The 17,179-nt window shown below is 61.4% G+C and carries 13 protein-coding genes; 7 read left to right on the forward strand and 6 right to left on the reverse strand.

The features are described 5' to 3' along the window. The first annotated feature begins 175 nt into the window (after positions 1-175). The 3 genes from J4E53_RS16350 to J4E53_RS16360 all read left to right on the forward strand — a co-directional run bounded on the left by J4E53_RS16350 (position 176) and on the right by J4E53_RS16360 (position 7,497). The gene (locus J4E53_RS16350) at positions 176-802 is read left to right on the forward strand and encodes a response regulator transcription factor (protein ID WP_042730435.1); all 627 of its coding nucleotides are present in this window, start codon (positions 176-178) and stop codon (positions 800-802) included. A 9-nt stretch (positions 803-811) separates the two neighbouring features. Then, positions 812-4,432: a transporter substrate-binding domain-containing protein gene (locus tag J4E53_RS16355; RefSeq protein WP_103309177.1), complete on the forward strand. Its 3,621-nt coding sequence runs from the start codon at positions 812-814 to the stop codon at positions 4,430-4,432. Positions 4,433-4,548: 116 nt separating this feature from the next. Beyond that, positions 4,549-7,497 carry an HD domain-containing phosphohydrolase gene (locus J4E53_RS16360; protein WP_103309179.1) on the forward strand — a complete coding sequence of 983 codons (2,949 nt, stop codon included), beginning with the start codon at positions 4,549-4,551 and terminating at the stop codon, positions 7,495-7,497. On the opposite strand, the gene J4E53_RS16365 is transcribed toward J4E53_RS16360, so the two are convergent. Further along, a complete protein-coding gene (locus tag J4E53_RS16365; RefSeq protein WP_060738531.1) occupies positions 7,498-7,980 on the reverse strand; it encodes a GAF domain-containing protein in 483 nt (160 codons plus the stop codon). Beyond that, positions 7,977-8,867, reverse strand: coding sequence for an ATP-binding protein (locus tag J4E53_RS16370; RefSeq protein ID WP_060738532.1), 891 nt, complete (start codon positions 8,865-8,867; stop codon positions 7,977-7,979). The genes J4E53_RS16365 and J4E53_RS16370 overlap by 4 nt, the downstream gene beginning before the upstream one ends. Before the next feature lie 163 nt (positions 8,868-9,030). Here J4E53_RS16370 and J4E53_RS16375 point away from each other — a divergent pair, with 163 nt between their 5' ends. Further along, the gene (locus J4E53_RS16375) at positions 9,031-11,352 is read left to right on the forward strand and encodes a response regulator (protein WP_103309180.1); all 2,322 of its coding nucleotides are present in this window, start codon (positions 9,031-9,033) and stop codon (positions 11,350-11,352) included. Here J4E53_RS16375 and J4E53_RS16380 read toward each other — a convergent pair. From J4E53_RS16380 to msrB, 3 genes are all read right to left on the reverse strand, one after another. After that, positions 11,336-11,797, reverse strand: a complete 462-nt coding sequence (locus J4E53_RS16380) for a MarR family winged helix-turn-helix transcriptional regulator (RefSeq protein WP_060738534.1) — start codon at positions 11,795-11,797, stop codon at positions 11,336-11,338. The genes J4E53_RS16375 and J4E53_RS16380 overlap by 17 nt on opposite strands. Next, positions 11,794-12,279, reverse strand: coding sequence for a glutathione peroxidase (locus J4E53_RS16385; RefSeq protein ID WP_003199416.1), 486 nt, complete (start codon positions 12,277-12,279; stop codon positions 11,794-11,796). The genes J4E53_RS16380 and J4E53_RS16385 overlap by 4 nt, the downstream gene beginning before the upstream one ends. 142 nt (positions 12,280-12,421) lie before the next feature. Further along, positions 12,422-12,814: a peptide-methionine (R)-S-oxide reductase MsrB gene (gene msrB / locus J4E53_RS16390; protein ID WP_103309184.1), complete on the reverse strand. Its 393-nt coding sequence runs from the start codon at positions 12,812-12,814 to the stop codon at positions 12,422-12,424. 221 nt (positions 12,815-13,035) lie between these two features. Between msrB and J4E53_RS16395 the strand changes: the two genes are divergently transcribed. Then, positions 13,036-14,247 (forward strand): pyridoxal phosphate-dependent aminotransferase, encoded by a 1,212-nt coding sequence (locus J4E53_RS16395; RefSeq protein WP_018603142.1) that lies wholly within the window; start codon positions 13,036-13,038, stop codon positions 14,245-14,247. Between the two features lie 302 nt (positions 14,248-14,549). Continuing rightward, the gene (gene htpX / locus J4E53_RS16400) at positions 14,550-15,437 is read left to right on the forward strand and encodes a protease HtpX (protein WP_003183732.1); all 888 of its coding nucleotides are present in this window, start codon (positions 14,550-14,552) and stop codon (positions 15,435-15,437) included. A gap of 195 nt (positions 15,438-15,632) precedes the next feature. Here htpX and J4E53_RS16405 read toward each other — a convergent pair whose 3' ends face one another. Beyond that, a complete protein-coding gene (locus tag J4E53_RS16405; protein ID WP_103309187.1) occupies positions 15,633-16,286 on the reverse strand; it encodes a thiopurine S-methyltransferase in 654 nt (217 codons plus the stop codon). A 103-nt stretch (positions 16,287-16,389) separates the two neighbouring features. Between J4E53_RS16405 and J4E53_RS16410 the strand changes: the two genes are divergently transcribed. Further along, positions 16,390-17,157 (forward strand): class III extradiol ring-cleavage dioxygenase, encoded by a 768-nt coding sequence (locus tag J4E53_RS16410; protein WP_103309189.1) that lies wholly within the window; start codon positions 16,390-16,392, stop codon positions 17,155-17,157. Positions 17,158-17,179 lie beyond the last annotated feature (22 nt).

Consider the following 17,179-nt stretch of genomic DNA (forward strand, 5'->3'; position numbering starts at 1 on the left):
CCTTCCTCCTCTTATTGTCATCCACCTACTAAAAAACCGATTACATCGTAATATCTTGCCTCTTTTTTTGTAGGAAACTTCTGAAATTGAAGTTGCATGCCCGTCTCTTCGTACGGCCCTGGCTGTAAGTGGGCTAAGGTGCGCGCTTTATTCAAGTTCGCAGGGTAATTTATTCATGAACTCCGTTTTCATTGTCGACGATCATCCGGTCATCCGCCTCGCCGTTCGCATGCTCCTGGAACATGAGGGCTATAAGGTCGTAGGAGAAACTGACAACGGCGTCGACGCGATGCAAATGGTGCGCGAATGCATGCCAGACCTGGTTATCCTGGACATCAGCATCCCCAAACTTGACGGGCTGGAAATTCTGTCGCGCTTCAACGCCATGACCACGCCGCTCAAGACACTGGTGCTCACGGCACAGTCGCCGACGCTCTTCGGTATCCGATGCATGCAATCCGGTGCCTCCGGTTACGTTTGCAAACAGGAAGACCTCAGCGAACTTGTCAGCGCGATCAAAGCGGTATTGTCCGGCTATAACTATTTCCCCAGCCAGGCGCTGAACCCGATACGCCCGGATGATCCACGCAGTATAGAGCTGGACCTTTTCAAAAGCGTCAATGATCGGGAACTGATGGTACTGCAACTTTTTGCCCAGGGCCGAACCAACAAGGAAATAGCCAAGGGGATGTTTCTCAGCAATAAAACCGTCAGCACTTATAAAAAACGCCTGATGCAGAAACTCAAGGTCAAGTCCTTGGTCGAGCTGATTGAAATGGCGAAGCGCAACGCGCTGGTGTGAGAAAACAGGATGCTCAGACGCATAACCGAATGTCTCCTGCTGATCAGCGCAGCGTTATATGCAGGAGTGCTCGCGGCGACACCGGATGCGCCCGGGCAATACACGCTGCTGGGGCGTTCGTCCATGGCTCAGGCCGAGATCAAGTTCGATGATGTTCACCGCACCTGGCTAAAAAGCCGGCAGGAACTGGTCCTGGGCACTTCCGCACCGGACTACCCACCCTTCGATCTGTCTGCCAGCGGACGCGACTACGAAGGCCTGACCGCCGACTATGCCGACATTCTCGCCAAGTCCACCGGCTTGCCCATGAGAGTCCTGCGTTTCGCCTCCCGTGAGGCAGCCATGGCGGCGCTCAAGGACGGGCAAATCGACATGCTTGGCACCGCCAACGGTTTCGAGGCCCGCGACCCCGACATTGCGCTCTCGACGCCGTACGCAGTGGACCAACCCGTTCTCGTCACCCGAACGAATGAAAGCCGATCCCTGAATGAAGACCTCAAGGGGTTGCGGCTGAGCATGGTCTATCACTACCTGCCGCTGCAGGAAATCGAAAAACTCTACCCCAAGGCAATCATCACCACCTATCCGTCCTACCAGAACGCCATCAATGCCGTCGCTTTTGGCCAGGCGGATGTATTTCTCGGCGATACCCTGTCCACCCATTACATGATCAGCAAGGGCTACTTGAGCAATATCCGCATGGCCAGTTTCGGCAAACATGAATCCTATGGGTTCGGTTTCGCCGTACGCCGTGGCGATACCCGCTTGCTGGAGATCATCAACGCGACGCTGAACCAGGTCCCCATCGCCGAACAGGCGGCCATTGCCAAGCGCTGGAGTGCAGGCAGCGACCTGTACCTCACGGACCACCGGGTACAACTGACCGACCGCGAGCAACGCTGGCTGGCCAGGCATCCGGTGGTCAGGGTGGTGGTGAACGAAACTTCCGCCCCCTTCACCTTCTTCGATCCGGACGGCGATTTTCGCGGCATCAGCGCCGACCTGCTGGAGCTGATCCGGCTGCGCACCGGCCTGCGCCTGGACATCCAGCGCCGCCAGAACGACAGTGAAATGATTGCCGCGGTCCTGAACGATCAAGCCGACGTGATTGCCGCGCTGTTGCCCAGCAGTGAACGGCAACGCCAGTTGAAATTCAGCCGCCCCTACGTCGACAGCTCGTTCGTCCTGCTGACCCGCAAGCCGTCCGACACGCCCACCACGCTCGATCAGTTCGGCCACGCCAGCCTGGCGATCGCCAAGGGCAACCCGCTCATTGAATGGCTACGCAGCCAGTACCCGAACATCCGGATCATCGAAACGGACGGCCCCTTGCGCGCCGTGGAAATGCTCGCCCATGGCCAGGTCGACGGCAGCGTGAACTCGCAGGTGATGGCCAACTACTTCATCTCCTCCCATGCGTGGCGGGACCGGTTGCAGATCAGCAGCACGGTGGGCACCCAACAGGCGCTGTTCGCGCTGGCCACGGCCAAACACGCCAGCGAGTTGAACGCCATCCTCGACAAGGCCCTGACCAGCATCGACCCCGACGAACTGGGCATCATCAACAACCGCTGGCGCGGTTACGTCTCGCCCTCGGAACACACCTGGCGCACGTATAACCGCCTGTTCTTCCAGGTCGTCGCGGGCGTCGGCCTGTTGCTGCTGCTTTCCCTGACATGGAACGCCTACATGCAGCGCCAGATCAGGCAACGTCAACGGGCTGAACTGGCCCTCAACGATCAACTCGAATTCATGCATTCGCTGCTCAATGGCACCCCCCACCCTATCTACGTGAGGGATCGCAACGGCATCCTGCAGAGCTGCAACGACAGTTACCTGGAAACGTTCAACGCCAGGCGCGAAGACGTCATCGGCAAGGACTCGATGCCAGGTTCCATGAGCAATGCCTTCGAAGCACAGGAATACCAGGCGGACTACCAGCGCGTCATGGCCGAAGGCACCGCGCTGATCGTGGACCGTCCCCTGCACATCGGCGACCGGAAACTGACGATCTATCACTGGATCCTTCCCTACCGAAACTCCGCCGCGCAAGTGCAAGGCATCATCGGCGGCTGGATCGACATCAGCGAACGACGGCAGCTGTTCGAGGAACTGCGCGCATCCAAGCAACGGGCCGATGACGCAAACCGCGCCAAAAGCACGTTCCTGGCCACCATGAGCCATGAAATCCGCACCCCGATGAACGCGGTGATCGGCATGCTCGAGCTGGCCCTGAAACACGCCGACAAGGGCCACGTGGACCGCTCGACCATCGCAGTCGCCTACGAGTCGGCTTCCGGCATGCTCGAGCTGATCGGCGATATCCTGGACATCGCCCGTATCGAATCCGGCCATCTGAGCCTGGCCCCCGAACGCGTCAACCTCAGGGTTTTGCTGCAATCGGTCATACGGGTCTTCGAGGGTGTGGCCCGGCAGAAAAACCTGGCGTTGTCGCTGCAGTTCGATGCCGCCGAGGGCAACCCCGACGTGTTGATAGACCCCTTGCGATTCAAGCAGGTGCTGTCGAACCTGATCAGCAATGCCCTCAAATTTACCGAGCAGGGCCAGGTCGTGGTCAAGGTCCGGCTAGCGCCAACCGAACGGGACGACGTCCTGCACATGTATCTGGAGGTCAACGACAGCGGCATCGGTATCGGCCCGGCAGACTTGCAACGCTTGTTCGAGCCGTTTGCCCAGGTCGATAACACCAGCCGAATGGCCCGCAAAGGCGCGGGGCTGGGGCTGGTGATCAGTCGCAACCTGTGCCGGATGATGGGCGGCAACCTGCACATGAGCAGCCAACCCGGTGTCGGCACCCAGGTCCAGGTCCACCTGCAACTGACCGTCCTGTCGACGGCGCCGGTGAGCCTCCCACTCGAACCGGTCATCGAAACGGCCCAGGCCGCCTTGAACGTCCTGATCGTGGACGATCATCCCGCCAACCGCCTGCTGATGTCCCAGCAATTGGAATACCTCGGCCATCACTACCGGGTCGCCCACGATGGTGCCCACGGGCTCGAGGTCTGGCAGGAAGGCCATTTCGATCTGGTCATCGCCGATTGCAACATGCCCATCATGAGCGGTTACGAACTGGCCCGCTCGATTCGTCGCGATGAGTCCGAACAGCGACGGCCACCCTGCACCCTCCTGGGGTTCACCGCCAATGCTCAACCGGAGGAAAAACAACGCTGCCTGGACGCCGGAATGGATGACTGCCTGTTCAAACCGATCAGCCTGAGCGCCTTGAGCCAGTGGATCAAGACGGTCAAACCCGTCGGTCACCCAACGGCTTTCAGCGTGCACTGTCTCCAGGCGTTGACCGGCGGCGACCCTTCGTCCAACCGGCGCCTGCTGGCGGAGTTACTCAGTAGCTGTCGCGCGGACCGCCAGGAGTTGCTCGACGTCGCCCAGGGCGCAAACCGCCAAGCGCTGACCGAAACGGCGCACAAGATAAAAGGCGTCGCCCGCATCGTCCAGGCGACCACGCTGATCCAGCGGTGCGAGGCGCTGGAGCAGGCGTGTCATCCGGCACAGGCCCCTGAACGAATCAGCGCCTGCATCGACGCCCTCGACCGCGCCATGAGCGAACTGGAGCGGGCCCTGGAAACGGAGATCGCCAAGGCAAAATAATCCAGCGTTTACTATGCTATTCGCTCAGCAGTGCGTACCTGGGGTGTTCTCGATCGGTTTCCCTTGCACGCGGGAACACCCATCGAGAACACCCCCTGACACTTGGAGTGACTGCAATGCCCAGCGCACCGCGTCCGGACAAACGCCGGTTTCCCCTGCATGTCCACATCAGCGTGATGTTTACCCTGCTTTTGTTGTTGACCGGGGTGGTGCTGGGTATTTTCAACTACCGGCAAACCACGCAAATCATCCTGTCCAGCAGTGAACAACTGTTCAACCGCATTGAACAGGAGGTGCGCCTGGACTTGTATGACACCTACGAACCCATCCGCCACCTGCTGAGCCTGCTGGCCGACTACCCGGCGACACGCACGCCGCAGATGGCGCAACGCCTGGCCCTGCTCGTGCCCTTCAGCCAGGCATTGCGGGACAACCCGAACCTGGCGTCGTTGTACCTGGGCGATCAACGCGGCAATTTCCTGATGGTCCGGCCATTGCGCACCCCGGCCCTGAAAACCGCCCTGCGGGCCCCCGCCGAGGCGGCCTATCAGGTCTGGACCGTGGAGCGGGCCACCGAGCAGGGCCCGGTCCACTCCCAATCGCTGTTCTACGACGAGACCCTGACGCTCATCGATCGCCGGGACATGGCCGACGAAACCTACGATCCGCGCAGCCGTGGCTGGTTTCGCAGCGCCGCCGGCAGCGCCGGGCAGATCACCACCGAGCCCTACGTTTTCTTCTCCACGCATAACGTCGGCACCACCCTCGCCCGGCGCAGCGGCGAGCAGGCAGTCATCGGCGCCGACCTGACCCTGGCAGCCCTGTCCCAGACCCTGGCCAAGCACAAGGTGACCACCGGTACCGAGATCGTGTTGCTCGATCCCAAGGGCAACGCCGTGGGTTATCCCGACAGCGACCGGCTGCTCGCCGACGCCCGGTCGGCGCGCCTGATCAAGGCCCGCGACCTCAACCCGGCCATCGCCGCCGTCCTCGACGACAACACTGATACGACCCGACTGGAAGCGGCCGGACGCCAGTGGATCGTGTCGCGCAGCCACATGCAGGAAGGCGGGCCCCAAGGCCTGGAACTGGCGCTGCTGGTGCCTGAGGATGAACTGCTGGACAACGCTTATCGCATGCGCTGGCAAGGCGCGCTCATCACCCTGGCCACCCTGCTGCTGTGCCTGCCCCTGGGCTGGCTGACGTCCAGGATCCTGGTCAAGCCCTTGCGCGAACTGGTGCAGGAGGCCGACGCCATTCGCAGCTTTGACTTCAACTACCCGGTGTCCCGCCGCTCCCCGGTACTGGAGGTCGATCAGTTGAGTGTCTCGATGGCACGCATGAAAGAGACCCTGGCAAGTTTCTTTGAAATCACCGCCAGCCTGCGCGCCGAAACCCGCTTCGCCCCGTTGCTGGAACGGATGTTGTTCGAAACCGTGAAAATCGGCCAGGCCCAGGCCGGCCTGATCTACCTGCGCGAGAACGACGAAAATCGGCTCAAGCCCTATGGGCTGGTGATCGATGGAACCCCCAGGGACCTCGCCGCCTTCAAGCTGCGCAGTCATGAGCTACAAGCGGGCGACAGCCCGCAATGGCTCCAACAACTGGTCGTCGCGGACAATCTCGTGACCTCCCTGGGCTTCGAGCAGGCGGCCGACCTGCAAGGCATCCTGCAGGCACTGGACTCGCCTCGGGTCCACCTGATCGGCATCCGCCTGCGCAATCGCCATCAGGAAACCGTCGGCGTATTGGTGTTGCTGATCACCGACAGCGGCACCGAAGCAGACCTGGAAAAACTCCAGCCCGACCGCATCGCCTTCCTCCAAGCCGTGTCCGGCGCCGCCACCGTGAGCATCGAGGGCCAGCGCCTGCAAGCCAAGCAAAAGCAGCTACTGGACGCCTTCATCCAACTGCTGGCCGGCGCGATCGATGCCAAGAGCCCCTACACCGGCGGCCATTGCCAGCGGGTGCCGGTCCTGACCCTGATGCTCGCCCAGGCCGCCGCTGCCAGCCAGGCCCCGGCGTTCAGCGCCTACCGGCCCACGGAGGATGAATGGGAAGCCCTGCACATCGCCGCCTGGCTGCACGATTGCGGCAAGGTCACCACCCCCGAATACGTCGTCGACAAAGCCACCAAACTGGAAACCCTGAACGACCGGATCCACGAGATACGCACCCGTTTCGAAGTACTCAAACGCGACGCCTGGGTCGATTACTGGCAGGCCGTGGCAAACGGCGGCGAATCGTCATCCCTGGCCCGACAGCGTGACGCGACATTAACGGCACTGGATGACGACTTTGCTTTCGTCGCCCGCTGCAACCTGGGCTCCGAAGCCATGGCCGAGGCCGATCTGCAACGCCTGCAACACATCGCGCAACGCCCGTGGAGCCGGACCCTCGATGACCGCCTGGGGGTTTCCTGGGAAGAAAACCGACGCCAGGCCCGTACGCCCAAGCCGACACTGCCGGCCACCGAGCCGCTGTTGGCGGACAAGCCCGAACACTTGTTCGAGCGCCACGCAGCCGAGCTGATCCCGGCGGACAACCCGTGGGGCTTCCAGCTCGATGTGCCGGCCTGGAAATACAACCGCGGCGAGCTCTACAACCTGAGCATCACGCGAGGCACGCTGACGCGCGAGGAACGCTACGTCATCAATCATCACATGGTGCAGACGATCCTGATGCTCAGTCAGTTGCCCTTCCCTAGCCACCTGAACAACGTGGCGGAGATCGCCGGCGGTCATCACGAGAAAATGGACGGCAGCGGCTACCCCAAGCGCCTCAAGCGCGAGGAGATGAGCCTGCCGGCACGGATGATGGCCATCGCCGACATTTTCGAAGCACTGACGGCGGCCGACCGGCCCTACAAGAAAGCCAAGACGCTGAGCGAGGCCCTGGGCATCATGGCCACCATGTGCCGCGACGCCCATATCGATCCCGAGCTGTTCTGGCTGTTCATCGAAGAAAAGATCTACCTGGGCTACGCCGAGCAGTTCCTCGACCCGCGCCAGATCGATGAGGTCGACCCCGACAGCCTGCTGGTCAAGGCCGGGCTGAAGGCATGATCAGCAATCCGTCAGGCGCAGGAATATCGCAGCCAATGCTTCAATGCCAGCTTGATCATGCTCGGTAAAACGCGCCAGTTTCGGACTGTCCAGGTCAAGCACGCCGATCAGGCGCCCGTCCTTGACCAGCGGCACCACCAGTTCACTGTTCGACGCGCTGTCGCAGGCGATGTGTCCGGCGAAGGCATGGACATCTTCGACGCGCTGGGTCTGCCGGGTCGCTGCCGCCGTGCCACACACGCCACGGCCAAAGGGAATCCGCACACAGGCGATCTGGCCCTGGAACGGTCCCAGGACCAGCTCTTCGTTGCGATTGAGGTAGAAGCCGGCCCAGTTCAAGTCGTCCAGCTGACTGGACAGGAAGGCCGAGAACTGCGCGGCGTTGGCGATGAAGTCACGTTCATCGGCCAGCAAGGATTCCAACTGTGCCGATAACAAGTCGTAGCCATCGAGGCCAACACCGCTGCCCTTCAAATCGATCATGCCTTGTGCTCCAACAATTTCAGGCCTACCCAATAACGGGCAAACTGATAAGCGCAACGTCCGTTGCGGTTGCCGCGACCGGTTGCCCAGCGCACCGCCAGCACATCCAGCGCTTCGTCGCGCTGCCAGGCCAGCCCGGCCTTGGCCGCCAGTTCACCGATCCAGTGCTCCACGACGTTGAGGAAATGTTCTTGGGTAAACGGATAAAACGACAGCCACAAGCCGAAGCGGTCGGACAAGGCGATCTTGTCCTCCACCGCTTCGCTGGGATGAAGTTCACCGTCGACCCGTTTCCAGTTCTCGTTGTCGCTCTCCTTTTCCGGCACCAGGTGCCGACGGTTGGAAGTGGCATACAGCAGCACGTTGTCCGGCGCCTGTTCCAAGGAGCCATCCAACACACTCTTGAGCACGCGGTAATCGCCTTCGCCGGACTCGAACGACAAGTCATCGCAGAACAACACGAAGCGCTGCGGCAGTTTCGCAACCTGCTCGACCACCCGGGGCAGATCAGCCAGGTGATCGCGTTCGATCTCGATCAACCGCAGGCCATGCGAGGCATGTTCGGCCAACAGGGCGCGCACCAGGGACGACTTGCCGGTACCACGCGAGCCCCAGAGCAAGGCATGGTTGGCGGGCATGCCATCGAGGAACTGCCGGGTGTTGCGGCCCAGCTGTTCGACCTGGCGATCCACGCCGATCAGGTCCGACAGGCGCATGTCGAGGCTGACGTGCAGCGGCAACAGGTAGCCACTGCGGCCGTCACGCTGCCAGCGGGCGGCCAGGGTCTGGGTCCAATCGATGGCGGGCCGGGGCGCCGGCAGCAAAGGCTCGATCCGGGCCAGCACGGCATCGGCACGCTCAAGAAAAGCATTCAATCGCGAGTCCACGTCTTTTCCTCGGACAGGTTCACAGTAATGATGGCGCTCCAACAACGAAACGCCTTATCCAATGGCGGGTCTACTTCACACAATACACACCGGCCGCACCGGCATTCAGAGATGATCAGCTATGCTTGACCGGCGAAGGGAAACGTAAGTGGTTCATCACTCAATGGACATCAGATTCACTCAACGGCTTTCCTATAAGCAGGCCCGCCTGACCGTGCTGGTGGGCTTCGTGTTGGGCACCTTGCTCAGCCTGATGCAGATCGGCATCGATTATGCCAGCGAAGACGCGTCGATCAACCGTGAAATCCTGTCGCTGCTGGAAATCAGCCACAACCCGGCCTCGCGCATCGCCTACAACATCGACGCCGAACTCGCCCAGGAACTGGCCATGGGCCTGTTGCGCTCACCGGCCATCATCGGCGCCGAGCTGATCGACAACAACAATACCGTGCTGGCCAGCGTCAAGCGGCCCGAGCTGCAAAGCAGCTACCGGTTCATCAGCGACTTCCTGTTCGGTGCCCAGCGCCAGTTCGAGGACCGGCTCTACCTGGACCACTTGCCCGGCGAATCCCTGGGCATGCTGCGACTGGACGTCGACACCTATGCGTTCGGCAGTCGTTTCCTGCGCCGCGCCGAAGTCACCTTGCTCAACGGCTTCGCCCGCAGCCTGATCCTGACCGGCCTGCTGCTGGCGCTGTTCTACGTGATGCTGACCAAACCCCTGGTGCGGGTCATCCGCGAACTGAGCAGCCGCGACCCGAGCAGCAGCGAACAGAACCGCCTGGAATGCCCTTCCGGCCACCAGTCCGATGAAATCGGCGTGCTGGTGTCCGTCGCCAACCAGCAGTTCGAAAATATCTCCACGGAAATCCAACAGCGGCGCACCGCCGAAAATCGCCTCACCGAATACCTGGCGCAACTGGAAAACATCGTCTCGGCACGCACCGCCGAACTCAAGGCCATCAACGCCCGCCTCAGCCAGTCCAACGAAGAGCTGGAGGTGGCCCGGCGCACGGCCCTGGACATGGCCGAAGCCCGCTCCGTGTTCCTCGCCAACATGAGCCACGAGATCCGCACGCCGCTCAACGGCCTGCTGGGCATGATCGCCCTGTCCCTGGACGGTCCCCTGACGGCCGAGCAACAGCAGCAGCTTTCGATCGCCCATGACTCGGGCAAGGTCTTGGTCGAGTTGCTCAACGACATCCTCGACCTGTCGAAATTCGACGCCGGTCAACTGGAGCTCGAACGCATCCCGTTCGACCTCGGCGCCCTGGTGGAGGATACCGCCAACCTGCTTTCCCAGAACGCGGCTCCCAGTGTCGAGCTGGCCTGCCTGATCGATCCCCGGTTCCCGGCGCAGGTGCTGGGCGACCCGACCCGGGTACGCCAGATCGTCAGCAACCTGCTGTCCAACGCACTGAAGTTCACACGCTTCGGCCGGGTCGACGTGAAGTTGAGCCATTACGAAGGCGGCGTGCGAATCGAAGTCTGCGACACCGGTATCGGCATTCCCCAGGAAGCCCAGGCGAGAATCCTGCAGCCATTCACCCAGGCCGGCGCCGGGATTACCCGTCAGTTTGGCGGCACCGGGTTGGGCCTGGCACTGACCTACAACCTCTGCGAAGCCATGCAGGGCCGATTGACGATCAGTTCCGAAGCCGGCTTCGGCAGTCAGTTCTGCGCAGACCTGCCCCTGCCCTGCCATCTCCCTGCAACGCCGGTCGAACCGTTGCGCGGCAACGTCGTCGCCATCACCGCCAGCAGCAGCGGCCTGGCCGAGTTACTGGGCATGTTGTTGCCGGGGTGGGGCCTGGATTATGTGCAACGCTCCATCGATGACGGGCTGCTGGGACTCAAGCCTGACGTGCTGATCACTGACTGCCCGGAATGCCTGTTCAACCTGCGGCCGACCTTTGAGGCACCGATCCTGCTGGTGACCGCCTACGGCAGCTTCATGCCCGGCGAAGAGGCCGCCGCCCTCGCCCCGCTGATACAACAGGCCCGACCGCTGGCGCGCCATGCGCTGTACCAGATTGTGCGGCGCGCCATGCAAAGCGAGGCGACCACCATCAACGATGCACAGATCGAAACCCCGACGCCATCCAAGCGTGGACGGGTGCTGCTGGTGGAGGACAATCCGGTCAACCAACTGGTGGCCAAGGGCATGCTGGTGAAACTGGGCTGCGAAGTCACCGTCGCGGCCCACGGTGTCGAAGCCCTGGATCAACTGGAACAGCGGGTGTTCGACCTGGTGTTGATGGACTGCAACATGCCGGTGATGGACGGTTACGAAGCCAGCCGGCAGATTCGCCGCAGCGGGCGTTGGTCGGACCTGCCGATCGTTGCGCTGACGGCCAACGCGATGCCCGAAGAACGCGAGCGCTGCCGGGCCTCTGGCATGAACGACTACCTGTCCAAGCCGTTCCGCCGCGAAGAACTGGCAGCCGTGCTGGACCAGTGGGTGCCCACTACGTCAGCGCTTTGATCTGGCCCAGCAGATGATCGAGACCGTCTCGCAACGCGCCCAGGCGGTCCAGATCAACCCCGCTGTCGCATAACAGGCGGGCCTTGAGCGGGCCGACCTGTTCGCGCAAAGCCCGTCCCGCAGCCGACAGGCTCAAGTGGACCTCCCGCTCGTCCCGGGCCGAACGCTGGCGTTGGACCAGGTCCAACTGTTCCAGGCGCTTGAGCAGCGGCGTCAGTGTGCCGGAATCCAGCAGCAAACGGTCACCCAGGGCCTTGACCGTCGGCTGTGGCGGAGCCGTGTCCTGCCATTCCCACAACACCAGCATTGCCAGGTATTGCGGGTAGGTCAGGCCAAGCTGATCGAGCATCGGCTTGTAGCCACGGATCACCGCACGTGAAGCGGCGTACAGCTTGAAGCACAACTGGCTGTCGAGCTTCAGCGAATCGGCTGACAAGTCATTCATTTGAGCAGTGCTTCGATCTCGCCGGTCAGGTCCTGGGGCTTGGTGGTCGGGGCAAACCGCTTGACCACCTGACCGTCCTTGCCGATCAGGAACTTGGTGAAATTCCACTTGATGCCTTTGGACCCCAGCACGCCGGGTGCACGCTGTTTAAGCTGGACGAACAGCGGATGGGCGTTGGCGCCGTTGACTTCGATTTTCTTGAACAGCGGAAAGCTCACGCCGAAGTTCAGCTCGCAGAACTCGGTGATCGCCCCTTCATTGCCCGGCTCCTGCTTGCCGAACTGATTGCAGGGAAAGCCCAGCACCACCAGGCCCTGGTCCTTGTAGGTCTGCCACAACGCCTCAAGTCCCTTGTATTGCGGGGTGAACCCGCACTGGCTGGCCGTGTTGACCACCAGCACGGCCTTGCCGGCGAAGTCGGCGAGGGTCTTTTGCTCACCCTTGATGGTGGTGCACGGGATGCTCAGCAGGTTGTCGCTCATGGCAAGGCTCCGGTTAAAGGTTGGAGGCTGAAGATAGCGATCAATTGAATTGTGTGCAATTTAATTGTGGAGATCATCCCCGCGCGCAATGATAGTGGAGGCATTTATGTGGCGAGGGAGCTTGCTCCCTCGCCACAAGTGCCTAACGGGGCACGAGATCCAGGCACACCGAGTTGATGCAATACCGCAACCCCGTGGGCGGCGGGCCGTCGGGGAAGACGTGGCCCAGGTGGGCATCGCATTTGGCGCAGACCACCTCGGTGCGAATCATGCCGTGGCTGACGTCCCGCACCTCCACCACTGCGCTGCCTTCGATCGGCGCATAGAAACTCGGCCAGCCACAGCCCGAATCGAATTTGGTCTGCGAATCGAACAACGGCTCGTTGCAGCAGATGCAGTGATACACACCGTCGGTCTTGGTGGCGTTGTATTTACCGGAGAAGGGCCGCTCGGTGCCCTTCAACCGACAGACGTTGTACTGCTCCGGGTCGAGCATGGCGTGCCATTCCTCAAGGGTTCTTTCCAACTTTTCCATCGTCCTACCTCGGCAATTGAAAAAGCCCGATCCGACGCTTTTCCGCAGATCGGGCGGCACGTATGATTGCGCCTCGTCAGACGCCAGTCTGGCAGTCACGTCATGCGCATTCAAACGGATTGTGGCACCTATACCGCGTCAGGCCTGGGCACAGACGCAGGATTCCCAGTTACGGTAGTTCATACGCCGCCTGGATCGTTCATTTTCGGGAACACATCGCCATGCAGGTCAGCAAATCGAACAAGCTCGCCAACGTCTGCTACGACATTCGCGGCCCGGTGCTCAAGCACGCCAAACGCCTGGAAGAGGAAGGTCATCGCATCCTCAAGCTGAACATCGGCAACCCGGCACCCTTTGGTTTCGAAGCGCCCGATGAAATCCTCCAGGACGTCATCCGCAACCTGCCGACCGCCCAAGGCTACAGCGACTCCAAAGGCCTGTTCAGTGCGCGCAAGGCCGTGATGCAGTATTACCAGCAGAAGCAGGTCGAAGGGATCGGCATCGAGGACATCTACCTGGGTAATGGCGTGTCCGAGCTGATCGTGATGTCCATGCAGGCCCTGCTCAACAACGGCGACGAAGTGCTGGTACCGGCACCGGACTATCCGCTGTGGACCGCCGCGGTGAGCCTGTCCGGCGGCAACCCGGTGCATTACCTGTGCGATGAACAGGCCAACTGGTTTCCCGACCTGGCGGACATCAAGGCCAAGATCACGCCCAATACCAAGGCACTGGTGATCATCAACCCGAACAACCCGACCGGCGCCGTGTACTCCCGGGAAGTGCTGCTGGGCATGCTGGAACTGGCCCGCCAGCACAACCTGGTGGTGTTCTCCGACGAGATCTACGACAAGATCCTCTACGACGACGCCGTGCACGTGTGCACCGCATCCCTGGCGCCGGACCTGCTGTGCCTGACCTTCAACGGCCTGTCCAAGTCCTATCGGGTCGCCGGTTTCCGCTCCGGCTGGATCGCCATCTCCGGGCCCAAGCACCATGCCCAGAGCTACATCGAAGGCATCGACATGCTGGCCAACATGCGCCTGTGTGCCAACGTGCCGAGCCAGCATGCGATCCAGACGGCGCTGGGCGGCTACCAGAGCATCAACGACCTGGTCCTGCCCCAGGGCCGGCTGCTGGAACAGCGCAATCGCACCTGGGAATTGCTCAACGACATTCCCGGCGTCAGTTGTGTCAAGCCGATGGGCGCGCTGTATGCCTTCCCACGGATCGACCCGAAGGTCTGCCCGATCCACAACGATGAAAAGTTCGTCCTCGACCTGCTGCTGTCCGAGAAGCTGCTGGTGGTCCAGGGTACGGCGTTCAACTGGCCATGGCCGGACCACTTCCGCGTCGTGACCCTGCCGCGGGTCGATGACCTCGACCAGGCCATTGGCCGGATCGGCAACTTCCTCAAGTCCTACCGTCAATAAGCCGGGCTGCGTGCGGGGCCTCCTCACCTCGCACGCTGTTTGATTCAGCAACATATCCGTTCCGCCGATTCCGTCGGGCCTTCTACACTGGGGATTGGACGGTCAACGTGCATCTGGGCTCAACGTTCACGGGGGGCAGGCAGCGTATTTCTTTTCCCTGGTCACTTTCAGAAAAGTCTTTCAAACATTTAGGACGCCTGTAGGACACAGTTTGAAATAGTCGGCGAGTTGAATAGCCTGCGGCAGCACCTTATATACCCCGCATAACGCTACATCTTTAGCATGAGGAGATTTTCACAACCATGATGCGCATCCTGCTGTTCTTGGCCACTAACCTGGCGGTCGTGCTGATTGCCAGCATCACCCTGAGCCTCTTTGGCTTCAACGGGTTCATGGCGGCCAATGGGGTTGACCTCAACCTCAATCAGCTGCTGATCTTCTGTGCGGTGTTCGGTTTCGCCGGTTCCCTGTTTTCGCTGTTCATCTCCAAGTGGATGGCGAAGATGAGCACCGGCACCCAGATCATCAGCCAGCCGCGCACGCGTCACGAACAATGGCTGCTGCAGACCGTCGAGCAGTTGTCCCGCGAAGCCGGTATCAAGATGCCGGAAGTCGGTATCTTCCCGGCCTACGAGGCCAACGCCTTCGCCACCGGCTGGAACAAGAACGACGCCCTGGTCGCCGTCAGCCAGGGTCTGCTCGAACGGTTCTCGCCCGATGAAGTCAAGGCCGTGCTGGCCCACGAGATCGGCCACGTCGCCAACGGCGACATGGTGACCCTGGCGTTGATCCAGGGCGTGGTGAACACCTTCGTGATGTTCTTCGCCAGGATCATCGGTAATTTCGTCGACAAGGTGATTTTCAAGAACGAAGAAGGCCAGGGTATCGCCTACTACGTGGCGACGATTTTCGCCGAGCTGGTACTGGGCATCCTCGCCAGCGCCATCGTCATGTGGTTCTCGCGCAAACGCGAGTTCCGCGCCGACGACGCCGGTGCACGCCTGGCCGGCACCAGCGCCATGATCGGCGCCCTGCAACGCCTGCGCGCCGAGCAAGGCCTGCCGGTGCACATGCCAGATACCCTGAATGCCTTTGGCATCAACGGTGGCATCAAGCAGGGCCTGGCACGCATGTTCATGAGCCACCCGCCGCTGGAAGAGCGTATCGACGCACTGCGTCGTCGCGGCTAACCGCTAAGCCTTGTAAAAAAAGCCCGCAGCAATGCGGGCTTTTTTTATCCGGGGGATCATGGGGTGACTGGACGGGCCCCATCGCGAGCAAGCTCGCTCCCACAGGAATCTTCGGTGGACGCAGACTCTTTATTCACTGCCGATCAACTGTGGGAGCGAGCTTGCTCGCGATGGCGCCAGCATAGACGCACAGCATCAACGACTGGAAATCCGATACACCCGCTCATCCAGCCGCGTCACACCCGCCTGCAAGAACTTCCAGCTTTCCCCCAGCACATCCTGCTCCTGCAGGACCTCCAGCCGCCAGGCATCCCCCAGCAGCCGCTGCACCTCATCGTTTCCCACGGAGAAAGGCGGGCCAGGCATTTCATCCTGGTTGTAATCCAAGGTAATCAACAACCCGACGCCGTTGGGCAAGATCCTCTGCAGATGAGCCGCATACTGCTCCCGCATCGGCGCCGGCAAGGCGATCAGCGCCGCGCGGTCGTACAACGCCGTGCAATCGGCCACATCCTCCCGATCCAGGGCAAAGAAATCACCGCAGCGAATCTCGATATCAGCCGCACGAAAGACCTTGAATACGCCCACCTCGCTCACGCTCGGCTCAAGCTGATGCTCAAGGAAAAAATCGGTTGCGGCTTTTTCCGACAACTCCACGCCCAACACCGAATACCCCTGATGGGCAAGCCATAGCAGATCCAGGCTTTTGCCACACAACGGCACCAGCACTCGACTGCCCCGCTCCAACCCCAGTTGCGGCCAGAAATGCTGCAGGTAGGGGTTCACCTCCGGCAAATGAAAACCGATCTGGTTCGATGACCAGCGCTTGTGCCAAAACTCGGGCTCCATGATTCGCTCCAAAAATTCGATCAAAACGCGCTAAAACTTATATTAGATTTAGATCATAGACCTGACGGAAGATGAGCCCATCTTAACGCTCAGGAGTCCGTTCATGCTGCCCAGCCTGTTTATCTCCCATGGCTCACCAATGCTCGCCCTGGAACCCGGCGCCAGCGGACCGGCACTGGCTCGCCTGGCCGGTCAATTGCCCAAGCCCAAGGCCATCGTCATCGTGTCCGCCCACTGGGAAAGCAACGAACTGCTGGTCAGCGCCAATCCGCAGCCGCGCACCTGGCACGACTTCGGCGGCTTTCCACCGGCGCTGTATGAGGTGCAGTACCCCGCGCCTGGCGATCCGCGACTGGCGACGCAAGTAGCGAACATGCTCAACGCCGCGCACCTGCCGGCCCGCCTCGACTCTCAACGGCCGTCCGACCATGGCGTCTGGGTGCCATTGTCGTTGATGTACCCCGAGGCTGACATTCCGGTGGTGCAGGTTTCCCTGCCCAGCCACCAGGGACCGGCGCTGCAGACGCAGGTCGGCCAGGCCCTGGCGAGCCTGCGCCAAGAGGGCGTCTTGCTGATCGGCTCCGGCAGCATCACCCATAACCTGCGCGACCTGGACTGGAACGCCGGCCCTGGCAGCATCGAACCCTGGGCCAAGGCCTTTCGCGACTGGATGGTCGAGCAACTGGCGGCCGACGACGAGACCACGCTGCACGATTACCGTCGCCAGGCACCCAACGCCGTGCGCAGCCACCCCAGCGATGAGCACTTGTTGCCGCTGTATTTTGCCCGGGGTGCCGGTGGGACATTCAGCGTTGCCCATGCGGGGTTCACGATGGGGGCGCTGGGGATGGACATTTATCGGTTCGATTGACCGATGGACCGCGTCGCTTCAA

This window comes from Pseudomonas sp. FW305-28 (assembly GCF_017351395.1).
GTDB classification, from domain to species: Bacteria; Pseudomonadota; Gammaproteobacteria; order Pseudomonadales; family Pseudomonadaceae; genus Aquipseudomonas; species Aquipseudomonas fluorescens_AA.

Bases quoted from the DNA above. Each gene is read 5' to 3' on its own strand.
- J4E53_RS16350 (WP_042730435.1), top strand. From the start codon at position 176: ATGAACTCCGTTTTCATTGTCGACGATCATCCGGTCATCCGCCTCGCC.
- J4E53_RS16355 (WP_103309177.1), top strand. From the start codon at position 812: ATGCTCAGACGCATAACCGAATGTCTCCTGCTGATCAGCGCAGCGTTA.
- J4E53_RS16360 (WP_103309179.1), top strand. From the start codon at position 4,549: ATGCCCAGCGCACCGCGTCCGGACAAACGCCGGTTTCCCCTGCATGTC.
- J4E53_RS16365 (WP_060738531.1), bottom strand. From the start codon at position 7,980: ATGATCGATTTGAAGGGCAGCGGTGTTGGCCTCGATGGCTACGACTTG.
- J4E53_RS16375 (WP_103309180.1), top strand. From the start codon at position 9,031: ATGGACATCAGATTCACTCAACGGCTTTCCTATAAGCAGGCCCGCCTG.
- J4E53_RS16380 (WP_060738534.1), bottom strand. From the start codon at position 11,797: ATGAATGACTTGTCAGCCGATTCGCTGAAGCTCGACAGCCAGTTGTGC.
- J4E53_RS16385 (WP_003199416.1), bottom strand. From the start codon at position 12,279: ATGAGCGACAACCTGCTGAGCATCCCGTGCACCACCATCAAGGGTGAG.
- msrB (WP_103309184.1), bottom strand. From the start codon at position 12,814: ATGGAAAAGTTGGAAAGAACCCTTGAGGAATGGCACGCCATGCTCGAC.
- J4E53_RS16395 (WP_018603142.1), top strand. From the start codon at position 13,036: ATGCAGGTCAGCAAATCGAACAAGCTCGCCAACGTCTGCTACGACATT.
- htpX (WP_003183732.1), top strand. From the start codon at position 14,550: ATGATGCGCATCCTGCTGTTCTTGGCCACTAACCTGGCGGTCGTGCTG.
- J4E53_RS16405 (WP_103309187.1), bottom strand. From the start codon at position 16,286: ATGGAGCCCGAGTTTTGGCACAAGCGCTGGTCATCGAACCAGATCGGT.
- J4E53_RS16410 (WP_103309189.1), top strand. From the start codon at position 16,390: ATGCTGCCCAGCCTGTTTATCTCCCATGGCTCACCAATGCTCGCCCTG.